The sequence below is a fragment of the Roseburia sp. 499 genome (genome assembly GCF_001940225.2).
Taxonomy (GTDB): domain Bacteria; phylum Bacillota; class Clostridia; order Lachnospirales; family Lachnospiraceae; genus Petralouisia.
Genome location: NZ_CP135164.1, coordinates 1,879,150 through 1,898,989, shown reverse-complemented (window position 1 = coordinate 1,898,989; position 19,840 = coordinate 1,879,150). Strand labels below are relative to the sequence as shown.

Below are 19,840 nucleotides of genomic sequence, written 5' to 3'. Positions count from 1 at the left end.
GAAAGGAAAGTTATTTCTGAAAGGAAGAAACAGGAGTGGAAACCAGGCAATATGATTTATCCTGTTCCGGCTGTTATGGTTACGGTGACAGACTGTCAAGGAAACGATAATATTATTACAGTAGCATGGACGGGAACGATTTGTACGAACCCGCCCATGGCATATATATCGGTAAGACCGGAACGGTATTCCTATCATATGATACAGGAAACCGGAGAGTTTGTAATCAATCTGACAACTCGTGAACTGGCGTATGCAACAGATTTCTGTGGGGTAAAGTCAGGAAGAGATGTGGACAAGTTTAAGGAACTTAAGCTTACCAAACAGAAGAGTTCTAAGGTGGCACCGCCAATGATTGGAGAAAGTCCGGTAAATATTGAATGTAAGGTTACAGAATGTAAGGAACTAGGGTCACATCATATGTTTCTTGCAGAAGTGGTAGCAGTACATGTAGATGAAAGTTATTTGAATGAGACTGGCAAGTTTCAGTTAGAAAAGGCAGAACCGATCGTATATTCCCATGGAACGTATTTTGATTTAAAACATCAATTAGGGACTTTTGGCTATAGTATTAAGAAAAATAAATAAAGTGTCAGATTATAGTAGACGCGTTCCTTCTGAAATGATACAATAGTATTAATAAGAGGAGAAGAAGGGAGCGGTTAACATGGAACAACTATCATTATTTGACAATTTAAAGTTTTGTTCGGTATGCCGAAGACCATTACCCCTTAATTACGATAAAGAGATGTGCCCAGGGTGTATTGATAATGAGTTATTTCACCAGGTGAAGGAGTATATCCGTTCAAAAGATGTAACAGAATATCAGGTTGCAGAGCATTTCAAGATTCCTCATCGAAAGGTAAAACATTGGATTGAAGAAGGAAGAATTGAGTATAAGGAGCAACATGAAAGTAAGATTAGGAACCTCCATTGTTCAAAATGTGGGGAACCTATCAGCTTTGGGAATCTGTGCCAGAAGTGTTATAAAGAAAAATATAATACAAGAGTTGGATATGCACCGCTGAAGGAAGGTACAGATTCGCATAAGATGAGATTCTTTAATGAATCCTAGAGTAGGGATTACTAACAAAAGCTTATGAAGTGAATGGAAGAATTGTGTTCTATTCATTTCATAAGCTTTTTATGGTTTATATTGAAAATAGTTTATTGCAACAACAAGTCCATGAGATAGCCATAGACTTCCTCATCCTGTTTTTGCCAGTTAGCACAGATGGCTTCTGCCTGTTCACGGGATTTGGCTGCAATAGTCAAATCTATCAGAGAGCGTTCTTTTTCTTTAATTTGACAACGAACAGCGAATTCTTGGCCGGTAGTTTTGTAGTAATCGGCAATGACAGAGATTTCCTGTTTTAATTCCATTTTATTTTCTGCAAAATAGGATAGTACATCATCCTTGATTGCAGAAGAGATTTTATCTGGAAAGTAGGACAGTGTTTCTCTTCCGGCAGGTGTAATATAATAGTGTGTATTATTATGTGTAGATTCTGTGCGAATTAATTCTGCACTAATAAGTTCGCTAATTGCCTGCTGTATCGTAAAATAGGTGGTATATTCTTTTTCTAATACAAAGTTGGAAATCTGAGTGTTGGTCAGTGGAAAGTCCACATGATCTAGCATATATAAAACAATCAATTTATATTGTGTTAAAGCTTCTGCCATATTATCTTCTCCTTGAAATTCTGATGTTATGGTTGATAATATTTCCCCTGCCAAATATCCTGATCCTTTAATGTTTTGTGAATCTGATTCAATACAGAGCGTTTCGCGCTACTCCAGAGAGGACCAATGAGAAGGTCCTTTGGACCATCGCCTGTAAGTCGATGGATGGTAATATCCGGAGGTAAAATTGCCAGACAATCACAGACCATTTGACAATATTCATCTTGTGTAAATAAAGGAAAAGGATGTTCCTTGTATAAGGTACCCAAGTCTGTGTCGGATAATACATGAAGCAGTTGCAACTTGATTCCAAACACGTGGAGAGCTCCGACATGGGAAACGGTCTCTAACATTTGCTCTCTGGTTTCTCCGGGGAGTCCTAGAATTACATGGACAATAACCGGAATAGAGAGCGCAGTCAAATGCTCTACTGCTTCCTGAAAGCAGGAAAGGGTAAAACCACTGCGGATAAAGCGGCTGGTTTCCGCATGAATCGTTTGGAGACCCAGTTCAATCCAGACAGGTTTTATTTTATTCAATTCATCTAAGAGGTCTAAAACCTCTTGAGAAAGACAATCCGGGCGGGTAGCAATAGATAAAATTACTACTTCGGGGTCCTGAATTGCTTCTATAAAAAGAGCCCTCAGATATTCTATCGGGGCATAAGTATTCGTATATGCCTGAAAATAGGCAATAAATTTATTACAGCCACGTTTGGAGCGTATTTGTGTCTTTGCATCAGATAATTGCTTTGAAATAGATTCTTGAGCATTTTGTGCAAAATCTCCGCTGCCGGCAGCGCTACAGAAAATACAGCCTCTGGTGTCTAGTGTTCCGTCGCGGTTAGGACAGGTCATACCGCCGTTCAAAGAAAGGCGGTAGACCTTTTCACCAAAGGTATGCTTCAAATAATAATCTACGGAATAGTACCGTTTGTCATCCCAAAACATATTACTTTTTAATGTGAGATTTTACAGCCTCACTAACTACCTGAGCAACACGTGGGTCAAAAGCTTCCGGCATAATAAAATCTTCATTTAATTCTTCGTCAGATACCAGGCCGGCAAGAGCATTGGCTGCTGCCAGTTTCATTTCTTCTGTAATCTGGGAAGCACGACCTTCTAAGGCTCCCTTAAAGATACCAGGGAAAGCAATTACGTTATTAATCTGGTTCGGGAAGTCACTTCTTCCTGTTCCGACAACCTTGGCCCCGGCAGCTTTTGCTACATCCGGCATGATTTCAGGAACCGGATTTGCCATAGCAAAGAGGATAGCATCCTTGTTCATAGAACTTACCATTTCCGGAGATACAATGTTAGGGGCAGAAACACCGACAAAGATGTCAGCACCTTTTAGAGCATCTGCAAGGCTTCCGGTTTTATTTTCAAGGTTAGTTACCTCGGTCATTTTCTTTTGCATCCAGTTTAAATCAGGATAGTCCTTATTAATAATACCAAGACGGTCACACATAGTAACGTGCTTAAAACCGTAGGTGAGAAGTAATTTTGTAATAGCAACTCCGGCAGAACCGGCACCGTTTACGACTACTTTACAATCTTCTTTTACTTTTCCGGTTACTCTTAAAGCATTGATGATTCCGGCAAGAACTACGATTGCAGTACCGTGCTGGTCATCATGGAATACCGGTATAGATAGTTTTTCTTTCAGACGTTCTTCAATTTCGAAGCAACGTGGAGCAGAGATATCTTCCAGATTAATACCACCAAAGCCTGGTGCCAAGTAAGTTACAGCCTTAATGATTTCTTCTGTGTCTTGAGTATCCAGACAGATTGGCACAGCATTTACACTACCGAATTCTTTGAAAAGGACACATTTTCCTTCCATAACCGGCATAGCGGCATAAGGGCCGATGTTTCCAAGTCCTAAGACAGCACTTCCGTCAGAAACAACAGCTACGGTGTTGGCTTTCATAGTATATACATAGGCATCTTCAGGATTCTCTGCAATCAGTTTACAAGGTTCTGCAACACCTGGTGTATAGGCGATAGATAAGTCTTCACGGGATTTTACCGGTGCTTTGGAAACGGTTTCTAGTTTACCGTTCCATTCTTTATGCAAAAGTACAGCTTTTTCATTCGTTGTCATGTGTATTCGCTCCTTTATTTCTATTTTAAATATGTAATCAAACTTTAATAAGCATACCATGAAAAAAAAAACAAATCAAGAAAAAGGACTTCCTATTTGGAAAAAGATAGTGTATAATACCACTTGTCTAAGAAATGGTTTAAATCGGTGTCGCATCTGACGAATTATTCCCGTAATAACAGCCAAAGGAGATTAGGTATGAGAGAAAAATATGAAAGTTTATCAGTAACAACGTTGAGAGAGGTAGCAAAAGCTAGGGGGCTTAAGAATCTTTCTGGGTTGAAGAAAAGTGAATTGGTGGAGTTAATGCTTCAGGAAGATGAGAAAACTGCCAAGGAAGAGGAAAAACAGAAGGCTGCCAAGGAAGAAAGTCAGGAAAAGACTATAAAAGAGAAGACAATAAAAGAAAAAACAGAAGACAGAAGAGAAGAGAAAAAGGAATATAAAAAAGAAGATAGAAGAGAACAGAAGTCCACAAAGGTAGTAACACAGGATGGAATTGAGATAGAGAATCCGGAATTGGATAGTGGAATTAGTGCTAAGGGGATTCTGGAAGTAATGGGAGATGGTTTTGGATTCATTCGAAGTGAGAACTATATGCCGGGTGAGAATGATGTATATGTATCACCTTCACAGATTCGTAGATTTGGTTTAAAGACAGGTGATATTATATGTGGAAATACAAGAATAAAGACGCAGCAGGAGAAGTTCAGTGCTCTGCTTTATATCAAGAGTATCAATGGATGTCATCCTTCCGTTATTATCAAACGTCCTAATTTTGAAGATCTTACACCAATTTTCCCGAATGAAAGAATTCGTTTGGAGACGGATAAGGGTAGCGTTGCAATGCGTATTATGGATTTAGTATCCCCGATAGGAAAAGGGCAGCGTGGTATGATTGTATCTCCGCCAAAAGCAGGAAAGACTACATTGTTAAAACAGGTGGCACGTTCTGTAACGAAGAATAACCCGGAAATGCATTTAATCATTCTTTTGATTGATGAACGTCCGGAGGAAGTAACTGACATTAAGGAAGCAATAGAAGGAAAAAATGTAGAAGTTATTTATTCTACGTTTGATGAGCTTCCGGAACATCATAAACGTGTATCGGAAATGGTAATTGAGCGCGCAAGACGTCTGGTAGAACAGAAAAAGGATGTTATGATTCTTTTGGACAGTATTACTCGTTTGGCAAGAGCGTATAACTTGATTGTACCACCAAGCGGAAGAACATTATCCGGTGGTATCGACCCGGCTGCACTACATATGCCAAAGCGTTTCTTTGGTGCGGCAAGAAATATGAGAGAGGGCGGAAGTATTACAATCCTTGCTACTGCATTGGTAGAGACCGGAAGCCGTATGGATGATGTGGTCTATGAGGAATTTAAGGGAACCGGTAATATGGAAATGATTTTGGACCGGAAACTTTCCGAGCGAAGAATCTTCCCGGCTGTAGATATTGTTAAGTCAGGAACCAGAAGAGAAGATTTACTGTTGAATCAGGAAGAACAGGAAGCGGTAGACATTATGCGTAAGGCAATTAATGGCATGAAGGCAGACGAAGCAGTAGAAAATATATTGAATATGTTTGTGCGTACACAGAACAATCATGAGTTCTGTCAGATGGTGAAGAAGACAAAACTTATTTAGGTAATTTTGAAAAAAAACTTGCATATCGTCAAAATATGTGCTACACTAATAAAGCTGTTGCATAGGCAGCAGTATAATTTTGAAAAAATCGATTAACGAGATTTAAAATATAGTATGAAGAGGTGAAATCATGAGAGAAGGAATCCATCCAGATTATTATCAGGCAACTGTAACATGCAACTGTGGAAATACTTTTGTTACAGGTTCAACAAAAGAGGATATCCACGTTGAAATCTGTTCCAAATGCCATCCGTTCTACACTGGACAGCAGAAGGCTGCTCAGGCTCGTGGACGTATTGATAAGTTTAACAAGAAGTATGGCATGAACAATCAGTAAGAACCACACAAAAAGAGGATGTCTTTTTATTTGGACATCCTCTATTTTTAAATTTACGCGAGGTGTAAGATATGGCGTATTCCGGAATTGGCGGACAGGCTGTTATGGAAGGGGTCATGATGAAAAATCAGGATCACTATGCAGTGGCTGTGCGAAAAACGAACCATGAGATAGTGGTTGAGAAAAAAGAATATAAGGGAATTTGTCCGAATAAAACCATAAAGAAAATACCGTTTGTTCGTGGAGTGATTAACTTTATTGATTCACTGGTGCTTGGAATGTCAACTTTAACTTTTTCTGCATCTTTTTTTGAGGAAGAAGAGGAGCAGAAAGTGAAATCAGAGAAGAAGGAAAAGGCGGAGATGGGGATTACCATTGCAATTTCTGTATTGATAGCAGTGGCTGTTTTCATGATGATTCCTTTTTATGCGTCTTTGTTTTTTCAGCGATTTATAAAGTCGGAAACTGTAATTATTTTAATTGAAAGTGTGTTGCGAATAGCAATTTTTATAGGCTATGTTCTATTGATATCCAGAATGGAGGATATTCATCGTGTATTTATGTATCACGGAGCAGAGCATAAATGCATTAATTGTATTGAGCATGGATTGGAATTGAATGTAGAAAATGTAAAAAAGAGTTCCAAGGAGCATAAGCGTTGTGGGACTAGTTTTCTATTTTTTGTATTAATTATTACTATTATACTTACCTTATTTATCAGAGTGGACTCCAGAATACTTAGAATGGTATTACGGCTTGCTATTATTCCGGTAGTTGCAGGAATTTCTTATGAGATACTGAGACTTGCAGGAAGAAGTGAGAATATTATTATTAATCTCTTGAGTAAGCCGGGGCTTTGGATGCAAAGATTAACTACAGCAGAACCGGATGAAGAAATGATAGAGGTAGGAATTGCTTCGGTCGAGGCTGTATTTGACTGGAAGGAATATATTAAGACCCTTAAGGAAGATGAGAGATAGCTGTTCTCAGAAAAGAAAAAAACAGGAGGATAGTTATGACATTAGAAGAAGCATTAAATAAAGGAAAAGAAATTCTTAAGGCGGCGGAAATTGCAGATTATGAACTGGATGCATGGTATCTTATGGAGTATGTCTGCAAGATGGAGAAGAGCCAGTATTATCTTAAGAGTAAGGAAGAAATAGAACCGGAAAAGTGGCAGGAATATGAAGTTCTCTTGAAGAAGAGAGCAGAGCATATTCCATTACAGTATATTACCGGAAGTCAGGAGTTTATGGGACTGGAGTTCAAAGTAAATTCCCAAGTGCTGATTCCGAGACAGGACACAGAAACGTTGGTTGAAGAGGCACTTAAGGTATTAGAGCCTGGCATGAGTGTATTAGATATGTGTACCGGTTCCGGTTGCATTGTTGTCAGTCTGATGAAGCACAAAGAAGGGCTGACTGGAATGGCAAGTGATATTTCGAAACAGGCGATTTTGGTAGCGAAGGAAAATGCAAAGCAGAATCAGGTAGAAGTAGAGTTTGTCAGCAGTGATTTGTTTAAGAGTATTACAGGAAACTTTGATATGATAATATCCAATCCACCGTATATTCCGACGGATGTGATTGCAGGCTTGATGCCGGAGGTAAAGAACTTTGAACCGATGGAGGCGTTAGACGGAAAGGAAGACGGACTTTATTTTTATCGGGAAATTGCCAGTGAGGCAGGAAAGTTCTTAAATTCTAACGGATATTTGTATTTTGAAATCGGTCATGACCAGGGTGGCAGAGTGGCTGCTATCATGGAGGAAAATGGCTATCGGAATGTAAGAGTGGTAAAGGATCTTGCGGGAAATGACCGTGTGGTATTAGGAAATTTGCCTGCGGTACAGTAAGAAAGGAAGAGAAAGATGTTTGATAAGTTAGATGATATACTTCTTCGTTATGAGGAAATTATGAATCAGTTAAGTGAACCGGATGTGGCAAATGATACCAATCGGTTTCGTAAATTGATGAAAGAACAGAGTGATTTAGCTCCGATTGTGGAGGCTTATAAGGAATATAAACAGGCAAAGCAGAACATCGAGGATTCTCTTGCAATGTTGGAAGAGGAAAGCGATGAAGAGATGCGTGAGCTTGCTAAGGAAGAATTGAATGAGTCTAAGGAAAAGGTAGAAGAGCTGGAGAATAAGTTAAAGATTTTATTACTTCCAAAGGACCCTAACGATGATAAGAACGTTATTGTGGAAATTCGTGCAGGTGCCGGTGGAGACGAAGCGGCATTGTTTGCAGCAGAAATCTACCGTATGTATGTACATTATGCGGAAGGTCGTAACTGGAAAGTAGAGACCATGGAATGCGAAGAAATCGGTATCGGTGGTATGAAAAATGTTACTTTCATGATTACCGGACAGGGAGCATATTCCGTAATGAAATATGAATCCGGTGTACATCGTGTACAGCGTGTACCGGAAACAGAATCCGGTGGACGTATCCATACATCAACCATTACTGTTGCTGTAATGCCAGAGGCAGAAGAAGTAGACATTCAGATTGATGAAAAGGATATTCGTATCGACGTTATGCGTGCATCCGGAAACGGTGGACAGTGTGTCAACACCACAGACTCCGCAGTTCGTTTGACCCATTATCCGACCGGAATTGTTATTTATAGTCAGACTGAGAAGTCACAGCTTCAGAATAAGGATAAGGCGTTTGCATTGCTTCGTGCAAAGTTGTATGACATAGAGTGCCAGAAGGCAAAGGATGCAGAAGCAGAGGCAAGAAGAAGTCAGATTGGTACCGGAGACCGTTCTGAGAAGATTAGAACCTATAACTTCCCACAGGGACGTGTGACAGACCACAGAATCAATCTTACACTGTATAAGCTGGATAAGATTATGAACGGAGATATTCAGGAGATTCTGGATGCTTTGATTGCGGCAGACCAAACTGCGAAACTGGCAAAGATGAACGAATAGGAACGAATAGCACGAACGTAGATTAAATATAAGGAGACACAGACAGCTTGCTGGGCTTGTGGCTCCTTATTTTAATCTATGTGAGTTAAACGAACCACGAGGAAATGCGAAGCATTTTCGAGTGGGCGTTCGTGCTATGAGTGGAGTAGATAAATTTGGAAGAATGCGAAGCGGAATCGAGGTGATCGGTTGCGTGCAATTTTGCGTGGAGATTAAAGGTGAGTTTGGTGGGAGCAGGAGTGAAACTAGCTAAAAATACAGTTGTGGAAATAGTTGGGACACGGTATAATGAGCAATATAAATTAGAATTGACCGAGCTCTTTAGAGCTAGGGATGCTTCTTGTCCGAAGGGCAAGAAGATGGGAGAAAGATTTAGAAAAATTAGAATTTGTAGAGGGATAAAAATATGGCTAATTCGTATCAGATAATAGATGAAAAAATATTGGAAAGGGCAATGCACTGCATGGTTTTTAGAAACAGTGTTGAACCTGCTTTTTGTGTAACATTCGAAGCAGATATTACAAATTTTAAGCGTATGGTCAAGGAACATGGATTATCGTTTACATTGGCTATGGTATATGCAGTTTGCAAGTGTGCAAACAAAATAGAAGCCTTTCGTTATCGTTTTGTAGACGGACAAGTGGTTCTTTATGATAGAATAGATACCGCCTTTACTTATTTGAATAAGGAAACCAATTTATTTAAGGTAGTAAATGTTCCAATGATAGATGATTTGAAGGAATATTGTGAATTGGCATCAAAAACAGCAGATGAACAGAAAGAATATTTTACAGGACCATTAGGAAATGATGTTTTCCAATGTTCGCCTATGCCTTGGGTTACATACACTCATATATCACATACAAACTCTGGAAAAAAAGATAATGCAACACCTCTTTTTGATTGGGGAAAATACTATGAAAAAGATGGAAAAGTTATGATTCCAATTTCTGTACAGGCACATCATTCTTTTGTGGATGGATTGCATATAGGACAGTTTGTAGAACAATTACAAAAATTTCTGAACGAGTGCTAAATCCCAGGTTATCGAGCGGTGCCATTCGCATTTCACTGCGCTTCATGCTCATGTCGCGCTGTCGCGCTATGCAGCTGCACTCGAATATGTCTGCCTGTGAGCAAGCTCCCGTCAGCCAATTCGGTGCATCTTCGCACCGCTCGTAGAAACGCGCAACTCCCAATTTAATGAATTATGGAGGTGGTTATATGAGATATGGATCAATATATTTGGTAGTAAAAGATTTTGATAAATCATTAGATTTCTATGAAAAGATTTTAGATATGAAAGTAAGCGCTACAAATGGAAAAAGATTTGCAATGTTCAATAATGAGGGGGTAAATATTTGTCTAATGAACGGATATTATGATGAACAATATCCGGAGCAGAAAGAAGTGAAAGGACCTTTATTTCCAGAATACGATAATATGAGCGTTATTGCTAATTCTACTAATTCAAGGAAAGTATTTATTAATTTAGGGGTAGAAGATTTAGATAAGGAGTATCAGCGTATTTACGATTTGGGAATCGGAATTAATTTAACACCGATAAGATATTTAAATGTTTTTTCACCTTATTGGTATTTTACATTTATGGATCCTGATGGTAATCCTATTGAAATTACAGGAGGACATAAAGAGTAAAATGGATATTATCTAGGCTAAGAACTCAACAAATTAAAGATGAGATTATTTTGCTTAACTATTATAGTATTGATAGGAATGGTTACATTTGTAGTAATCGAGGCGTTGGGTTTAGATACCACATGATGCGTAGAGATGCTCGAAAAATGTAATAATTGTTTGGATTGCATATATGAAACAATCGATACTGACATGGTATTTGAAGGATAATTATGGAGATAACGATGAGACAATTATTTGAAATAGATTTACGAGATTATGAAGATAGCGATAGAGTAATTAGTAGACCATCTGCAAGAGGAATTATTTTCAAGGATGATAATAAGATAGCCCTTGTTTATAGTAAAAACGAAAAATATTATAAATTTCCAGGTGGAGGAATTCATAAGGATGAAGATAAAAAAGAAGCCCTTATCAGAGAAGTTAGGGAAGAGGTAGGACTAATCGTTATTCCTGAATCTATATGTGAATTTGGAAGTGTAATGCGTCGTCAGAAAAGTAATATATCACCATATACTATCTTTGAGCAGGAGAATTTTTACTTCACATGTAAAACAAAAAATCAGATTGTAGAACAAAATTTAGATAATTATGAAGCGGAGGCAGGATTTATTCTTAGATTTGTAGATTTGGATGAGGCAATTAGCGTTAATTTGGCATATAAAAGTGAAGATTATTTTAATGAGATAATGATAAATAGAGAAACAAAAGTGTTGCAGATGATTAAAGATGCACTATGTGATTAACAGGAGATTAAAAACATGAATCATACAGTTTCTTTTGAAAATATAGCAAATCGTTTTTTTAGGTCACCTTCAAGTGTAATCCTAATGTCAGCTTTGGAACAAGGCATATGTGAAATATGGTGTGATGATAATACTAATCCAAAGAATATTGTAGCGTTTACCGAATCATCTGCTTATGTAGATGGTTCTATTGTTCAAGAAGATATAATAAATAGTATTTATGATTGGATGAAAAAGCACAGAAAGGAAAGATATCAAATAATATTTCAAAATGGTATTGTAAAAGATTCAATTAATCAAGCCTTTGCTAAATCTAAAATGGGAACTGAATATACCTATGAGAAAACTAAAAGAAATCTTATGGATATTGACATGGAGGCGCTTGATACTATAAAGCTAGAATCATTTATAAATGAATTTCCAGCAGAATATCAATTATTAGAGATAGATGAAAAATTATATGAAAAGGTACTTAATGATAAATATCTTGCCCAATTTGTACATGGATTTAGTAATGCAGAAGATTTTATTAATAATGGTTTAGGATATTTTGTGTTGTTTAATGAGGAAATAGTTGGAGGAATATCAAGTTGTGCAAGATATGAGGATAATGTAGAAGTACAGATTGCCATTCATCCAGCTCATAGGGGAAAACATTTAGCTCGCTCTATCGGAGCAAAGTTTGTGTTGGAATGTCAAAAAATAAAGTTATATCCTTGGTGGGATTGTGCAAATCCTACTTCTGAGCATATAGCTAACATATTAGGCTATTTTTTGAAACAAGAAAATTGTACTTACAAAATGCAAATTAGAACTGACCGAGCTCTTTAGAGCGAGTCATGCTTTGGGTTTGAAGGGCAAGAAGATGGACAAAAGATGTAGAAAACTAAGGATGTGAGGCTGTGTTATTGGAACAATTTGACGAAGTGATTGAGATATCGAAAGGAATGTCAGGGGATAAAAAATATAAGTGTATTGACAGAGATGGAAACCGGTTCCTTTTGCGATTATCTGATTTAAAAGAATATGATAGAAAATTAAAAGAGTATGATTTTTTAGAGAGATTAAACAAATCAAATCTGCCTATTCCGAAGTGTGTAGAATTTAAGAAGGAAAAAGACTCCGTTTATACGCTTCTTTCATGGATAGATGGTGAGGAAGTGGAAAAGATATTACCACGCTTGAATGAGAGTGAACAGTATGAAATGGGAATCAAGGCAGGAAAAATTCTTGCAAAGATTCATGAAGCAGCAACTCTCGAAGAAAAACCTAGTAATTGGTATGATAGGTATTTTGAAGTGATTGAACCAAGATTAGAGGCTTACCGTACGGAGGGGATACCTTTCGAAGGGGCGGACTCAATATTGAATTTCATTGAAGAAAATAAATATCTTTTAAAGCAAAGAGAACAGTGTGGACACCATGGAGATTATCATATGGGCAATCTGATTACTAAGGATGGAGCAGTTTTTGTAATTGATTGGCACACAGTTGATTTCGATAATATTGGAGATCCATGGTATGAGTTTAACCGTGTAGGGGTGGAGTATCCTGCATTTGCTTCTGGACAAATTGATGGCTACTTTGATGGAAAGATTCCAGAAGAGTTTTGGAAGCTGTTTGCTTTGTATTTTTCTGCTAGTGCTATTACTTCAATTGTCTGGGCAAAATATTTTGCACCATCGGAACTTAATAACATCATTCGATTGAATAAAAATGTGCTTGTTTGGTTTGATTATATGAAACAATCGATACCGACATGGTATTTGAAAGATTATTATGCAGCAAGATGTGATTCCCATGCTAAAATACGAGGTGAATGTTGCATGGGCACTCATAGCTCGTGAGTGGAACGAGAATTACGGAGAGGGGTAAGCGCCTCATAGTCAGTACATAGAACTTGACCAACAAATTTGAGAAAATAGACATAACAAATTTACTTTTGTATAAAAAGTTGAGGCTCAACTTTTTATACTTGATTGGAGGTATTGTCTATGAATTCTCAAACTTCGCTCATCGCACGCAACGTCCGATTAAAGGAATGGGCATCAATGGTACAAGAGTGCAATGCCAGACCGGCAGGAATGACAGTTGGCGAGTGGTGTGATAATCATTCGATTACTAAATGTGATTATTATTATCGTATGCGGGCTGTACGAAAGGCCTGTCTTGAAGTTATTCCTGAAAGCATTGCCCAACAGGCTATCGTACCTGTTCCTATGGAAGTAATGGCTCCGGATGGTAATCCATCTATCCCCGATAATTCCAAAGAAACATCAGCATTAGAACTTGAAATCAATGGAGTTACAATTAGAATAACCGAAGAAACATCTACAGCTCTTCTGGCGAAAGTCCTTGGGGTGGTTGCTCATGTTAAATGACGCTACCTGTTTCAAACAAGTGTATATCGTTTGTGGCTACACCGACCTGAGATCCGGTATAGATACACTGGCTTCCATAATTGATCAGAAAACGGGAAACAATCCATATGTCCCTGATACCCTGTATCTTTTCTGCGGACGCAAATCTGATCGCATCAAAGGACTTGTATGGGAAAAGGATGGATTCCTTCTCCTGTACAAACGCCTGGAACAAGGCAGGTTTATCTGGCCTCGGAACGAAGCTGAAGTAAAAGCTTTGACTCCCCAGCAGTTCCGCTGGCTTATGGAAGGCCTGACAACGGAACCCAAGAAGTCTGTCCGTCCGGTTGAACCACCGGAATTCATGGCATGATATTTGTGCAAAAGGCTGAAATTTTTGAGCCGGTTTTACTCCATAAAATCTCTGAATCTGCACTATCTGTAAGTCCAATAAACTGCATTATAAGCACGCATAATTGTCTCTATGCAGTTGTTATTTATATCAATCATTTCAAAAGGCCAGAATTATAAGTCCTTATATCCGTCTTACAAAGTCTTGTAACTATAGGCATTATGACGGAAGTTGAAATGAGAGATATTCGCATGTTTTGTCCATATCTGCTATAATAGAGCCATCAGAAAAGAGGTTCAATATGGCGATGGAATATACAGAAGAACAACTGAATAACTTTGATAAGGCTACGCTTGTTCAGCTATTCCTTGTACAGCAGTCGCAGCTGAAAGACATTGATCAGAAGCTACAGTTGCTATTGGAGCAGGTCGCTGTATTAAACAGCAACCGCTTCGGCAGATCTTCCGAAAAGCTGGATACAGAAAATCAGATCCGGTTTATGGAAGTCGATGGAAATATCATCTACTTCAACGAAGCAGAAGCGGTTGCTTCACTTGGTGAAGAGGCTCTGGATGATGAAGATGTTCCGGAAAAGTTGCGTTCAAAAAAGACCAAAGGAAAACGTACTGCTGATATAAGGAACCTTCCTGTCATTCCTATTGAACATAAGATGACCGTGGAAGAACTGGTTGCCGAGTTTGGCGAGGACGGATGGTATCAGCTGGATGATGAAATCTACAACCGCTATCGTTTCACACCTATGAAGGTGGAGCTTGAACAACATCATGTCGGTGTATATAAATCAAAAAAGGATAATCATTTCAAAAAGGCGGATCATCCTGCTTATCTGTTAAGAAATAGTCTGGTGTCTCCATCCTTACTTGCCGGCATCTGGAATGCAAAGTATGTAAATGCGGCACCTCTGTACCGTCAGGAACAGGAATTTCAAAGGATGGGACTTGCCATTGACCGGACAGATATGGCCCGGTGGACCATCCAATGTGCTGAGAGATATCTCTCTATCCTGTATGATTATCTGCATGAGAAACTTTATGATTATCATGTGCTTCAGGCAGATGAAACACCGGTACGGGTCACAAAAGAAAACCGAACCGAAGGCTCCAGACATTATATGTGGGTGTACCGTACAGGAGCTACATATCCTGGGAAACAAATCGTCCTATACGAGTATCAGCCCACCCGTAATGCAAGCCATCCCAGGGAGTTCTTAAAGAACTTTAAAGGAGTGTGTGTAACGGATGGCTATCAGGTCTATCACACGATTGAAAAGGAACGAGAAGACCTACGGATTGCCGGGTGTTGGGCACATGCAAGGCGACGATTCGATGAGGCTGTAAAAGCTTTACCGAAAGCGAACCAGAAATCATCACTTGCATATCTGGCACTCAAGCAGATTCAAGCGATTTATCGCGAGGACAACACGTTAAAGGACAGAAGTCCTGAGGAACGTCAACAACATCGCCAGCTGACAGTTAAGCCACTGGTTGATGCCTATTTTGCGTGGATTAGCCAAAACCTGTTAAAGGTTCCGGCCAAGAGCAAGACTGCAAATGGGTTTGCTTATTCCCTCAATCAGGAAAAGTACCTTAGATATTTCCTGGAGGATGGTGAAGTTCCACTAGATAACAATGCTGCAGAACAGACAATCCGTCCGTTCTGCGTTGGCAAGAAAAACTGGGTAATGATTGATACAATCGCCGGAGCGGAATCCAGCGCAATTATCTATAGTATCGCTGAAACGGCCAAGGCCAATAACCTGAAGCCTTATAATTATTTTGAATATCTTTTGACAGAAATCCCAAAACACATGGATGACCGTGATGTAAGTTTCTGTGAAAATCTGCTTCCATGGTCAGAAAAACTGCCAGAGGAATGCAGAAAATAATTTTTAAATAACGCCGCTCTTCGGAGCGGCTACCTATGTGGGAGTACCCACTATGAGGCGTTTACGGAGAGGGAGCGAAAGTAGCTAAAAAGTGCTGTTGCAGAAATAGTTGGGGCACGATATAATGAGTAATAGAAAGACGAAACAGATTTGCATGAGTGGATGGCGGTTTTAGATAAATATAGGAATTATAGTTCAGTTATTGTTGTTTTATAAGCGGAGGTATGAAAAAATGGGTGAGGCAATTATTTCAGGAGTGATATTTGGAATATGTGCATTGATTATGATAGGAATAGGTGTATCGCAATTAAGGAGTGAAAAACCAGTCGGATTTTATACTGGAGAAAAAGCACCCAGTGAAGATGAAATATCAGATGTACGTATGTGGAATAAGAAACACGGTACAATGTGGGTTGCCTATGGAGTGATTATAGTTTTGACATGGGTTTGCGGTCTCATAATAGGAGATAGCATTTGGGTATTAGTTCCCGTTGCTATTGGATTACTTGTGCCTATTGTCGTTATGATATGGTATCACCATAGATTGATTAAAAAATATAAGGTTAAGTAAAATTTTAAACCACCTCTATTCAAAATACTTATTTATGATTTCTAATCCATTTATATACTCATCCAGATTATGTTCGGAAATAAGGGAAATACGAACTGCTTGAGGCACTTCAGAGTTGCCTACAACAAAGCGCTCTGCAGAGTATAATTGAATTCCCTTTTCTAGTAATTCCTTTTCTACCATAGAAGGATTAATTTCTTTTCCATCTGGAATAAAAGCCCATCTAAGAGGACAATATATATATCCCGAGGACTTAATATTTAAACATACACTGTCAAACAGTTTGTTTCTTTCTATCACATCCGCGATACGAAGCTCACGTATTTTATCGAATTTCCCCAGATTGATTAACCTAGTAAATAACTGCATCATGAGTGCTGGTGGTGTGATAATTATTGAATATAGTGTGGTTGCAACCTTTGTATAATACTGATTTGGTATATGCAAAACCGCAAGACGAAGTCCTGGTGACACAATTTTTGATACACTGGCAATCATTATGCCATATTCTGGTGAATATGAAGAAATTGGTGGCAGTGGATTAGGTAAAAATAAAGAGTATATGCTATCTTCAATAAAAGGTAATTTTCTAGTATTACAATAATCTGCAATTGCTTTTCTGGCTTTAATATTCATCATTTCGCCAGATGGATTATTGAAATCTGGAATGAAGTAAAATCCTTTTATATTATGATTTTTAACAACATATTCCAAGGATTCAACAGTAATCATATTATCAAACATTGGCAAAGGTACCACCTGAATTCCAAGGGAATTTGCGGCAACCTTTAGTCCTGGATATGTCACTGGAGTAGTTGCAATTTTATCACCAGATTCGAAAAGTGCAGAAAGAATGGCATAAATACCATTTTGACTGCCAGAAGAGAAGAGTACGTTATATGCACTGGTTTTTAAGCCAAAATATTCAAACCATCGAACAGCCGCTTTTGTCTGCAGCTTATCATATTTCACTGTAGCATATTGCATAAGCTTGTAAAAATCTGGTTCTTCAACGATTTCTTTTAAATAATCAGTAATTATTTCGTTAACGTCAGGCTTTGGTAATATTGCACCCATCTCAATTATTTTTGCAGAGGCATTATGAATGGTGAGCATACCTTGCACTGCTGCATCAGAAGAGATAAATGTCCCTCTACCAACCACGCTACAAACTAATCCCCTTTGTTCACATAGCTTAAATGCACGAGTAATTGTGCTCAAATGAATATCTAAGAAATCAGCCAATTCACGCTGGGGGGGAAGTTTAGTTCCAGGCGCCAAACGTCCTTCAAGAATATCTTTTTTTAAAGTGTCGGCAAGGGCAATATAAAGTGGTGTCCCACAATTTCTATCTATGGCTGGTTTCCAACTCATTGGATAATTATCAAAAGAATTTACTGGCATATTTTCCTCTCTTTTCATTATTTCATTATTTTAGTATATATCATTTATATCTATGCACATAGAACAATATTGTCTTGAAGACAATTTTAATATTGTATTCACATTTTTTCAATGTTAAATTATTGAAAAAGTAGAGGAGGAATGAAAATGTTTGAAGAAAAAATATCTGAATTAAGCCTTTCAACATCACCATCATTTATTCGTGCAATATTAAAAGCCACAGAAAGCAAAGACATAATTTCGTTTGCGGGAGGATTGCCAAATCCTATTTCTTTTCCTAAAAAAGAATTGAAAGAGTCTACCAATAGAGTAATCGACAATTATGGAAGTAAAGTTTTTCAGTATTCTCAAACTGCGGGGTTAGTTGAATTACGAGAGTATATTGCAAATCATTTATCAAAAACGCAGGGAATGAAGGTTACATACGAAGATATTATCATTACAACTGGTTCTCAGCAGGCGTTAGATTTGATTGGAAAAGTTCTTATTGATCCAGGCGATACCATAATCCTTGAAGAGCCAGGATATCTTGGAGCTATTCAGGCCTTCAGTCAGTACAAACCTGATATGTGCGCTATTTCTCTTGAGAATGATGGCATGGATATGAATAAGCTTGAAAGCAAACTCAAGACATCCAATGCAAAGTTTATTTATGTTGTTCCTAATTTTCAAAATCCTAGCGGATTAACCTATTCACAAGAAAAAAGAGATAATCTGATGGCATTGGTCCAAAAATATAATTGTATTCTGGTTGAGGATGATCCATACGGTGATTTAAAGTTTGAAGGTAATCCTTATGGATATATTAGTAAAACAGATTACGCAGGTAGTATTTTGCTTGGAACATTCTCAAAGACAGTGACACCCGGAATGCGAATTGGATATATGGTAATTAGAGATGCCGAACTTAGGCTTAGAATAAATACCGCCAAAGAGGCTGCGGATCTTCACTCCAACATTTTTTCACAGTATATCCTTTGGGATTATTTAACAAATAATGATATTTCAAAGCATATTTCCAGAATACGAATGTTATATCAGAAGCAGTGCAATACAATGCTTTCCTCCATGGAAACATTTTTCCGTGAGAATACAAAATTCACACGACCTGAAGGCGGAATGTTTATTTGGGTTACTCTGCCAGAAAACGTAGTAGCAATGGATTTATTTGAAATTACAAAAGAGAAAAACGTAGTGTTTGTACCGGGTAATCCATTCTATGTCGATGGAAGAAATGCCAATACAATGAGATTAAATTACACTAATTCTGATGAAGAAATAATTGTAGAGGGCATAAAACGGCTGAGTAAATCAATGAAAGAGTTATGTGATGTCTGATTAATTCTTACACAAATATTATCCAATTCAGTGAATAATATGAGAAAATGATTCAAATAGCCTAAATACGGCTATTGTGAATCATCATTTCTGATTCTTTTAAAAGCATTTGCATCTTAGTATTTTCAATATGTGTTTCAAATAGTTCTAAGGCTTCTTTTTCATCTCTTTTCAAAACAGCATCCATTAGGTGTTTATGTTCTTCTTGAAAATTTCGGTTTTCGTCCTTCAATAATAAACTTTGTTTACGATAAATTTGACTAATATTCCATAAATAATTGCAAATGGAAAGAAGCACTTCATTTCCGCAACCTTCTATTAGTGCATAATGAAAAGCTTTATGTCTATCATTCCATTCTGGATTAATGTCTTTTTTTTCATCATCTAGATAAACCGGAGTATGCTCTAATTCATATGCCTTTGCAATAATATTACTTTGCCACTGAATATCGCCATTTTTTAAAGCTAATTTTAAAGCAATACCTTCATTTATTTTACGTGCGTCTATTACATGTTCTAATCTTTCACTGTTCAATTCAACTACATCAAACCCACAATTCGGTTTTTGTTCCACAAGTCCCTGAGCAGTAAGTTTTAAAAGCGCTTCTCGTATCACTGCAAGCGAAACTCCGAATTTTTCTTTCAGACTACTTATATTCAAATTTGCTCCTGACGGTATTTCTCCATTCATAATAGCGTTATATAATTTATCGTAAATTTCGTCTGTAAGACTCAACGACTTTTTTGTCCTTGCCATACGTCTATACCTACACTTTCTGTTAAAAAT

General features: G+C 37.9%; 22 protein-coding genes. 17 read left to right on the top strand and 5 right to left on the bottom strand.

Annotated elements, in window-relative coordinates:
- Window positions 1–51 precede the first annotated feature (51 nt).
- The gene (locus tag BIV20_RS09435) at window positions 52–588 is read left to right on the top strand and encodes a flavin reductase family protein (protein WP_075720578.1); all 537 of its coding nucleotides are present in this window, start codon (window positions 52–54) and stop codon (window positions 586–588) included.
- A gap of 79 nt (window positions 589–667) precedes the next feature.
- Window positions 668–1,075 carry a hypothetical protein gene (locus BIV20_RS09430; RefSeq protein ID WP_075720391.1) on the top strand — a complete coding sequence of 136 codons (408 nt, stop codon included), beginning with the start codon at window positions 668–670 and terminating at the stop codon, window positions 1,073–1,075.
- Between the two features lie 92 nt (window positions 1,076–1,167).
- Here the strand turns inward: BIV20_RS09430 and BIV20_RS09425 are convergent, their stop codons facing one another.
- Genes BIV20_RS09425 through BIV20_RS09415 form a run of 3 tightly spaced genes read right to left on the bottom strand, consistent with a single transcriptional unit; the run spans window position 1,168 to window position 3,789 of the window.
- Window positions 1,168–1,683 carry a DUF4364 family protein gene (locus tag BIV20_RS09425; protein WP_075720389.1) on the bottom strand — a complete coding sequence of 172 codons (516 nt, stop codon included), beginning with the start codon at window positions 1,681–1,683 and terminating at the stop codon, window positions 1,168–1,170.
- A gap of 26 nt (window positions 1,684–1,709) precedes the next feature.
- Window positions 1,710–2,633 (bottom strand): TIGR01212 family radical SAM protein, encoded by a 924-nt coding sequence (locus BIV20_RS09420; protein WP_075720387.1) that lies wholly within the window; start codon window positions 2,631–2,633, stop codon window positions 1,710–1,712.
- Between the two features lies 1 nt (window position 2,634).
- Window positions 2,635–3,789, bottom strand: a complete 1,155-nt coding sequence (locus BIV20_RS09415; protein WP_075720385.1) for an NAD(P)-dependent malic enzyme — start codon at window positions 3,787–3,789, stop codon at window positions 2,635–2,637.
- A gap of 198 nt (window positions 3,790–3,987) precedes the next feature.
- Here BIV20_RS09415 and rho point away from each other — a divergent pair, with 198 nt between their 5' ends.
- The 14 genes from rho (at window position 3,988) to BIV20_RS09345 (ending at window position 16,311) form a co-directional block, all read left to right on the top strand.
- Window positions 3,988–5,439, top strand: a complete 1,452-nt coding sequence (gene rho / locus BIV20_RS09410; RefSeq protein WP_075720383.1) for a transcription termination factor Rho — start codon at window positions 3,988–3,990, stop codon at window positions 5,437–5,439.
- Between the two features lie 130 nt (window positions 5,440–5,569).
- Entirely contained in the window at window positions 5,570–5,776 is a 207-nt protein-coding gene (gene rpmE / locus BIV20_RS09405) for a 50S ribosomal protein L31 (RefSeq protein ID WP_075720381.1), read from the top strand.
- Between the two features lie 71 nt (window positions 5,777–5,847).
- Window positions 5,848–6,756 (top strand): DUF1385 domain-containing protein, encoded by a 909-nt coding sequence (locus tag BIV20_RS09400; protein WP_075720379.1) that lies wholly within the window; start codon window positions 5,848–5,850, stop codon window positions 6,754–6,756.
- A 35-nt stretch (window positions 6,757–6,791) separates the two neighbouring features.
- Entirely contained in the window at window positions 6,792–7,631 is an 840-nt protein-coding gene (gene prmC / locus BIV20_RS09395) for a peptide chain release factor N(5)-glutamine methyltransferase (RefSeq protein WP_075720377.1), read from the top strand.
- A gap of 15 nt (window positions 7,632–7,646) precedes the next feature.
- On the top strand, window positions 7,647–8,717 hold the full coding sequence (prfA, locus tag BIV20_RS09390; protein ID WP_075720375.1) for a peptide chain release factor 1: 1,071 nt from the start codon (window positions 7,647–7,649) through the stop codon (window positions 8,715–8,717).
- A gap of 406 nt (window positions 8,718–9,123) precedes the next feature.
- The gene (locus BIV20_RS09385; RefSeq protein WP_075720371.1) at window positions 9,124–9,753 is read left to right on the top strand and encodes a CatA-like O-acetyltransferase; all 630 of its coding nucleotides are present in this window, start codon (window positions 9,124–9,126) and stop codon (window positions 9,751–9,753) included.
- A gap of 188 nt (window positions 9,754–9,941) precedes the next feature.
- Window positions 9,942–10,376: a VOC family protein gene (locus BIV20_RS09380; RefSeq protein ID WP_075720369.1), complete on the top strand. Its 435-nt coding sequence runs from the start codon at window positions 9,942–9,944 to the stop codon at window positions 10,374–10,376.
- Window positions 10,377–10,600: 224 nt separating this feature from the next.
- Window positions 10,601–11,122 (top strand): NUDIX hydrolase, encoded by a 522-nt coding sequence (locus tag BIV20_RS09375; protein WP_075720367.1) that lies wholly within the window; start codon window positions 10,601–10,603, stop codon window positions 11,120–11,122.
- 15 nt (window positions 11,123–11,137) lie between these two features.
- Window positions 11,138–11,953, top strand: a complete 816-nt coding sequence (locus BIV20_RS09370; RefSeq protein WP_075720365.1) for a GNAT family N-acetyltransferase — start codon at window positions 11,138–11,140, stop codon at window positions 11,951–11,953.
- A 71-nt stretch (window positions 11,954–12,024) separates the two neighbouring features.
- Entirely contained in the window at window positions 12,025–12,969 is a 945-nt protein-coding gene (locus tag BIV20_RS09365; protein WP_075720363.1) for a phosphotransferase family protein, read from the top strand.
- A gap of 147 nt (window positions 12,970–13,116) precedes the next feature.
- Window positions 13,117–13,503: a hypothetical protein gene (locus tag BIV20_RS09360; RefSeq protein ID WP_075718093.1), complete on the top strand. Its 387-nt coding sequence runs from the start codon at window positions 13,117–13,119 to the stop codon at window positions 13,501–13,503.
- Window positions 13,493–13,855 carry an IS66 family insertion sequence element accessory protein TnpB gene (gene tnpB / locus BIV20_RS09355; protein ID WP_075720361.1) on the top strand — a complete coding sequence of 121 codons (363 nt, stop codon included), beginning with the start codon at window positions 13,493–13,495 and terminating at the stop codon, window positions 13,853–13,855. Before BIV20_RS09360 ends, tnpB begins: the two co-directional genes overlap by 11 nt.
- A 280-nt stretch (window positions 13,856–14,135) precedes the next feature.
- Window positions 14,136–15,740: an IS66 family transposase gene (gene tnpC / locus BIV20_RS09350; protein WP_075720359.1), complete on the top strand. Its 1,605-nt coding sequence runs from the start codon at window positions 14,136–14,138 to the stop codon at window positions 15,738–15,740.
- 232 nt (window positions 15,741–15,972) lie between these two features.
- The gene (locus BIV20_RS09345; protein ID WP_075720357.1) at window positions 15,973–16,311 is read left to right on the top strand and encodes a hypothetical protein; all 339 of its coding nucleotides are present in this window, start codon (window positions 15,973–15,975) and stop codon (window positions 16,309–16,311) included.
- A 15-nt stretch (window positions 16,312–16,326) separates the two neighbouring features.
- Here BIV20_RS09345 and BIV20_RS09340 read toward each other — a convergent pair whose 3' ends face one another.
- Window positions 16,327–17,715 carry an aminotransferase-like domain-containing protein gene (locus BIV20_RS09340; protein WP_075720355.1) on the bottom strand — a complete coding sequence of 463 codons (1,389 nt, stop codon included), beginning with the start codon at window positions 17,713–17,715 and terminating at the stop codon, window positions 16,327–16,329.
- 147 nt (window positions 17,716–17,862) lie between these two features.
- Between BIV20_RS09340 and BIV20_RS09335 the strand changes: the two genes are divergently transcribed.
- Window positions 17,863–19,053: an aminotransferase-like domain-containing protein gene (locus tag BIV20_RS09335; protein WP_242939812.1), complete on the top strand. Its 1,191-nt coding sequence runs from the start codon at window positions 17,863–17,865 to the stop codon at window positions 19,051–19,053.
- Window positions 19,054–19,114: 61 nt separating this feature from the next.
- On the opposite strand, the gene BIV20_RS09330 is transcribed toward BIV20_RS09335, so the two are convergent.
- Window positions 19,115–19,810, bottom strand: a complete 696-nt coding sequence (locus BIV20_RS09330) for a GntR family transcriptional regulator (RefSeq protein ID WP_075720351.1) — start codon at window positions 19,808–19,810, stop codon at window positions 19,115–19,117.
- Window positions 19,811–19,840: the final 30 nt, after the last annotated feature.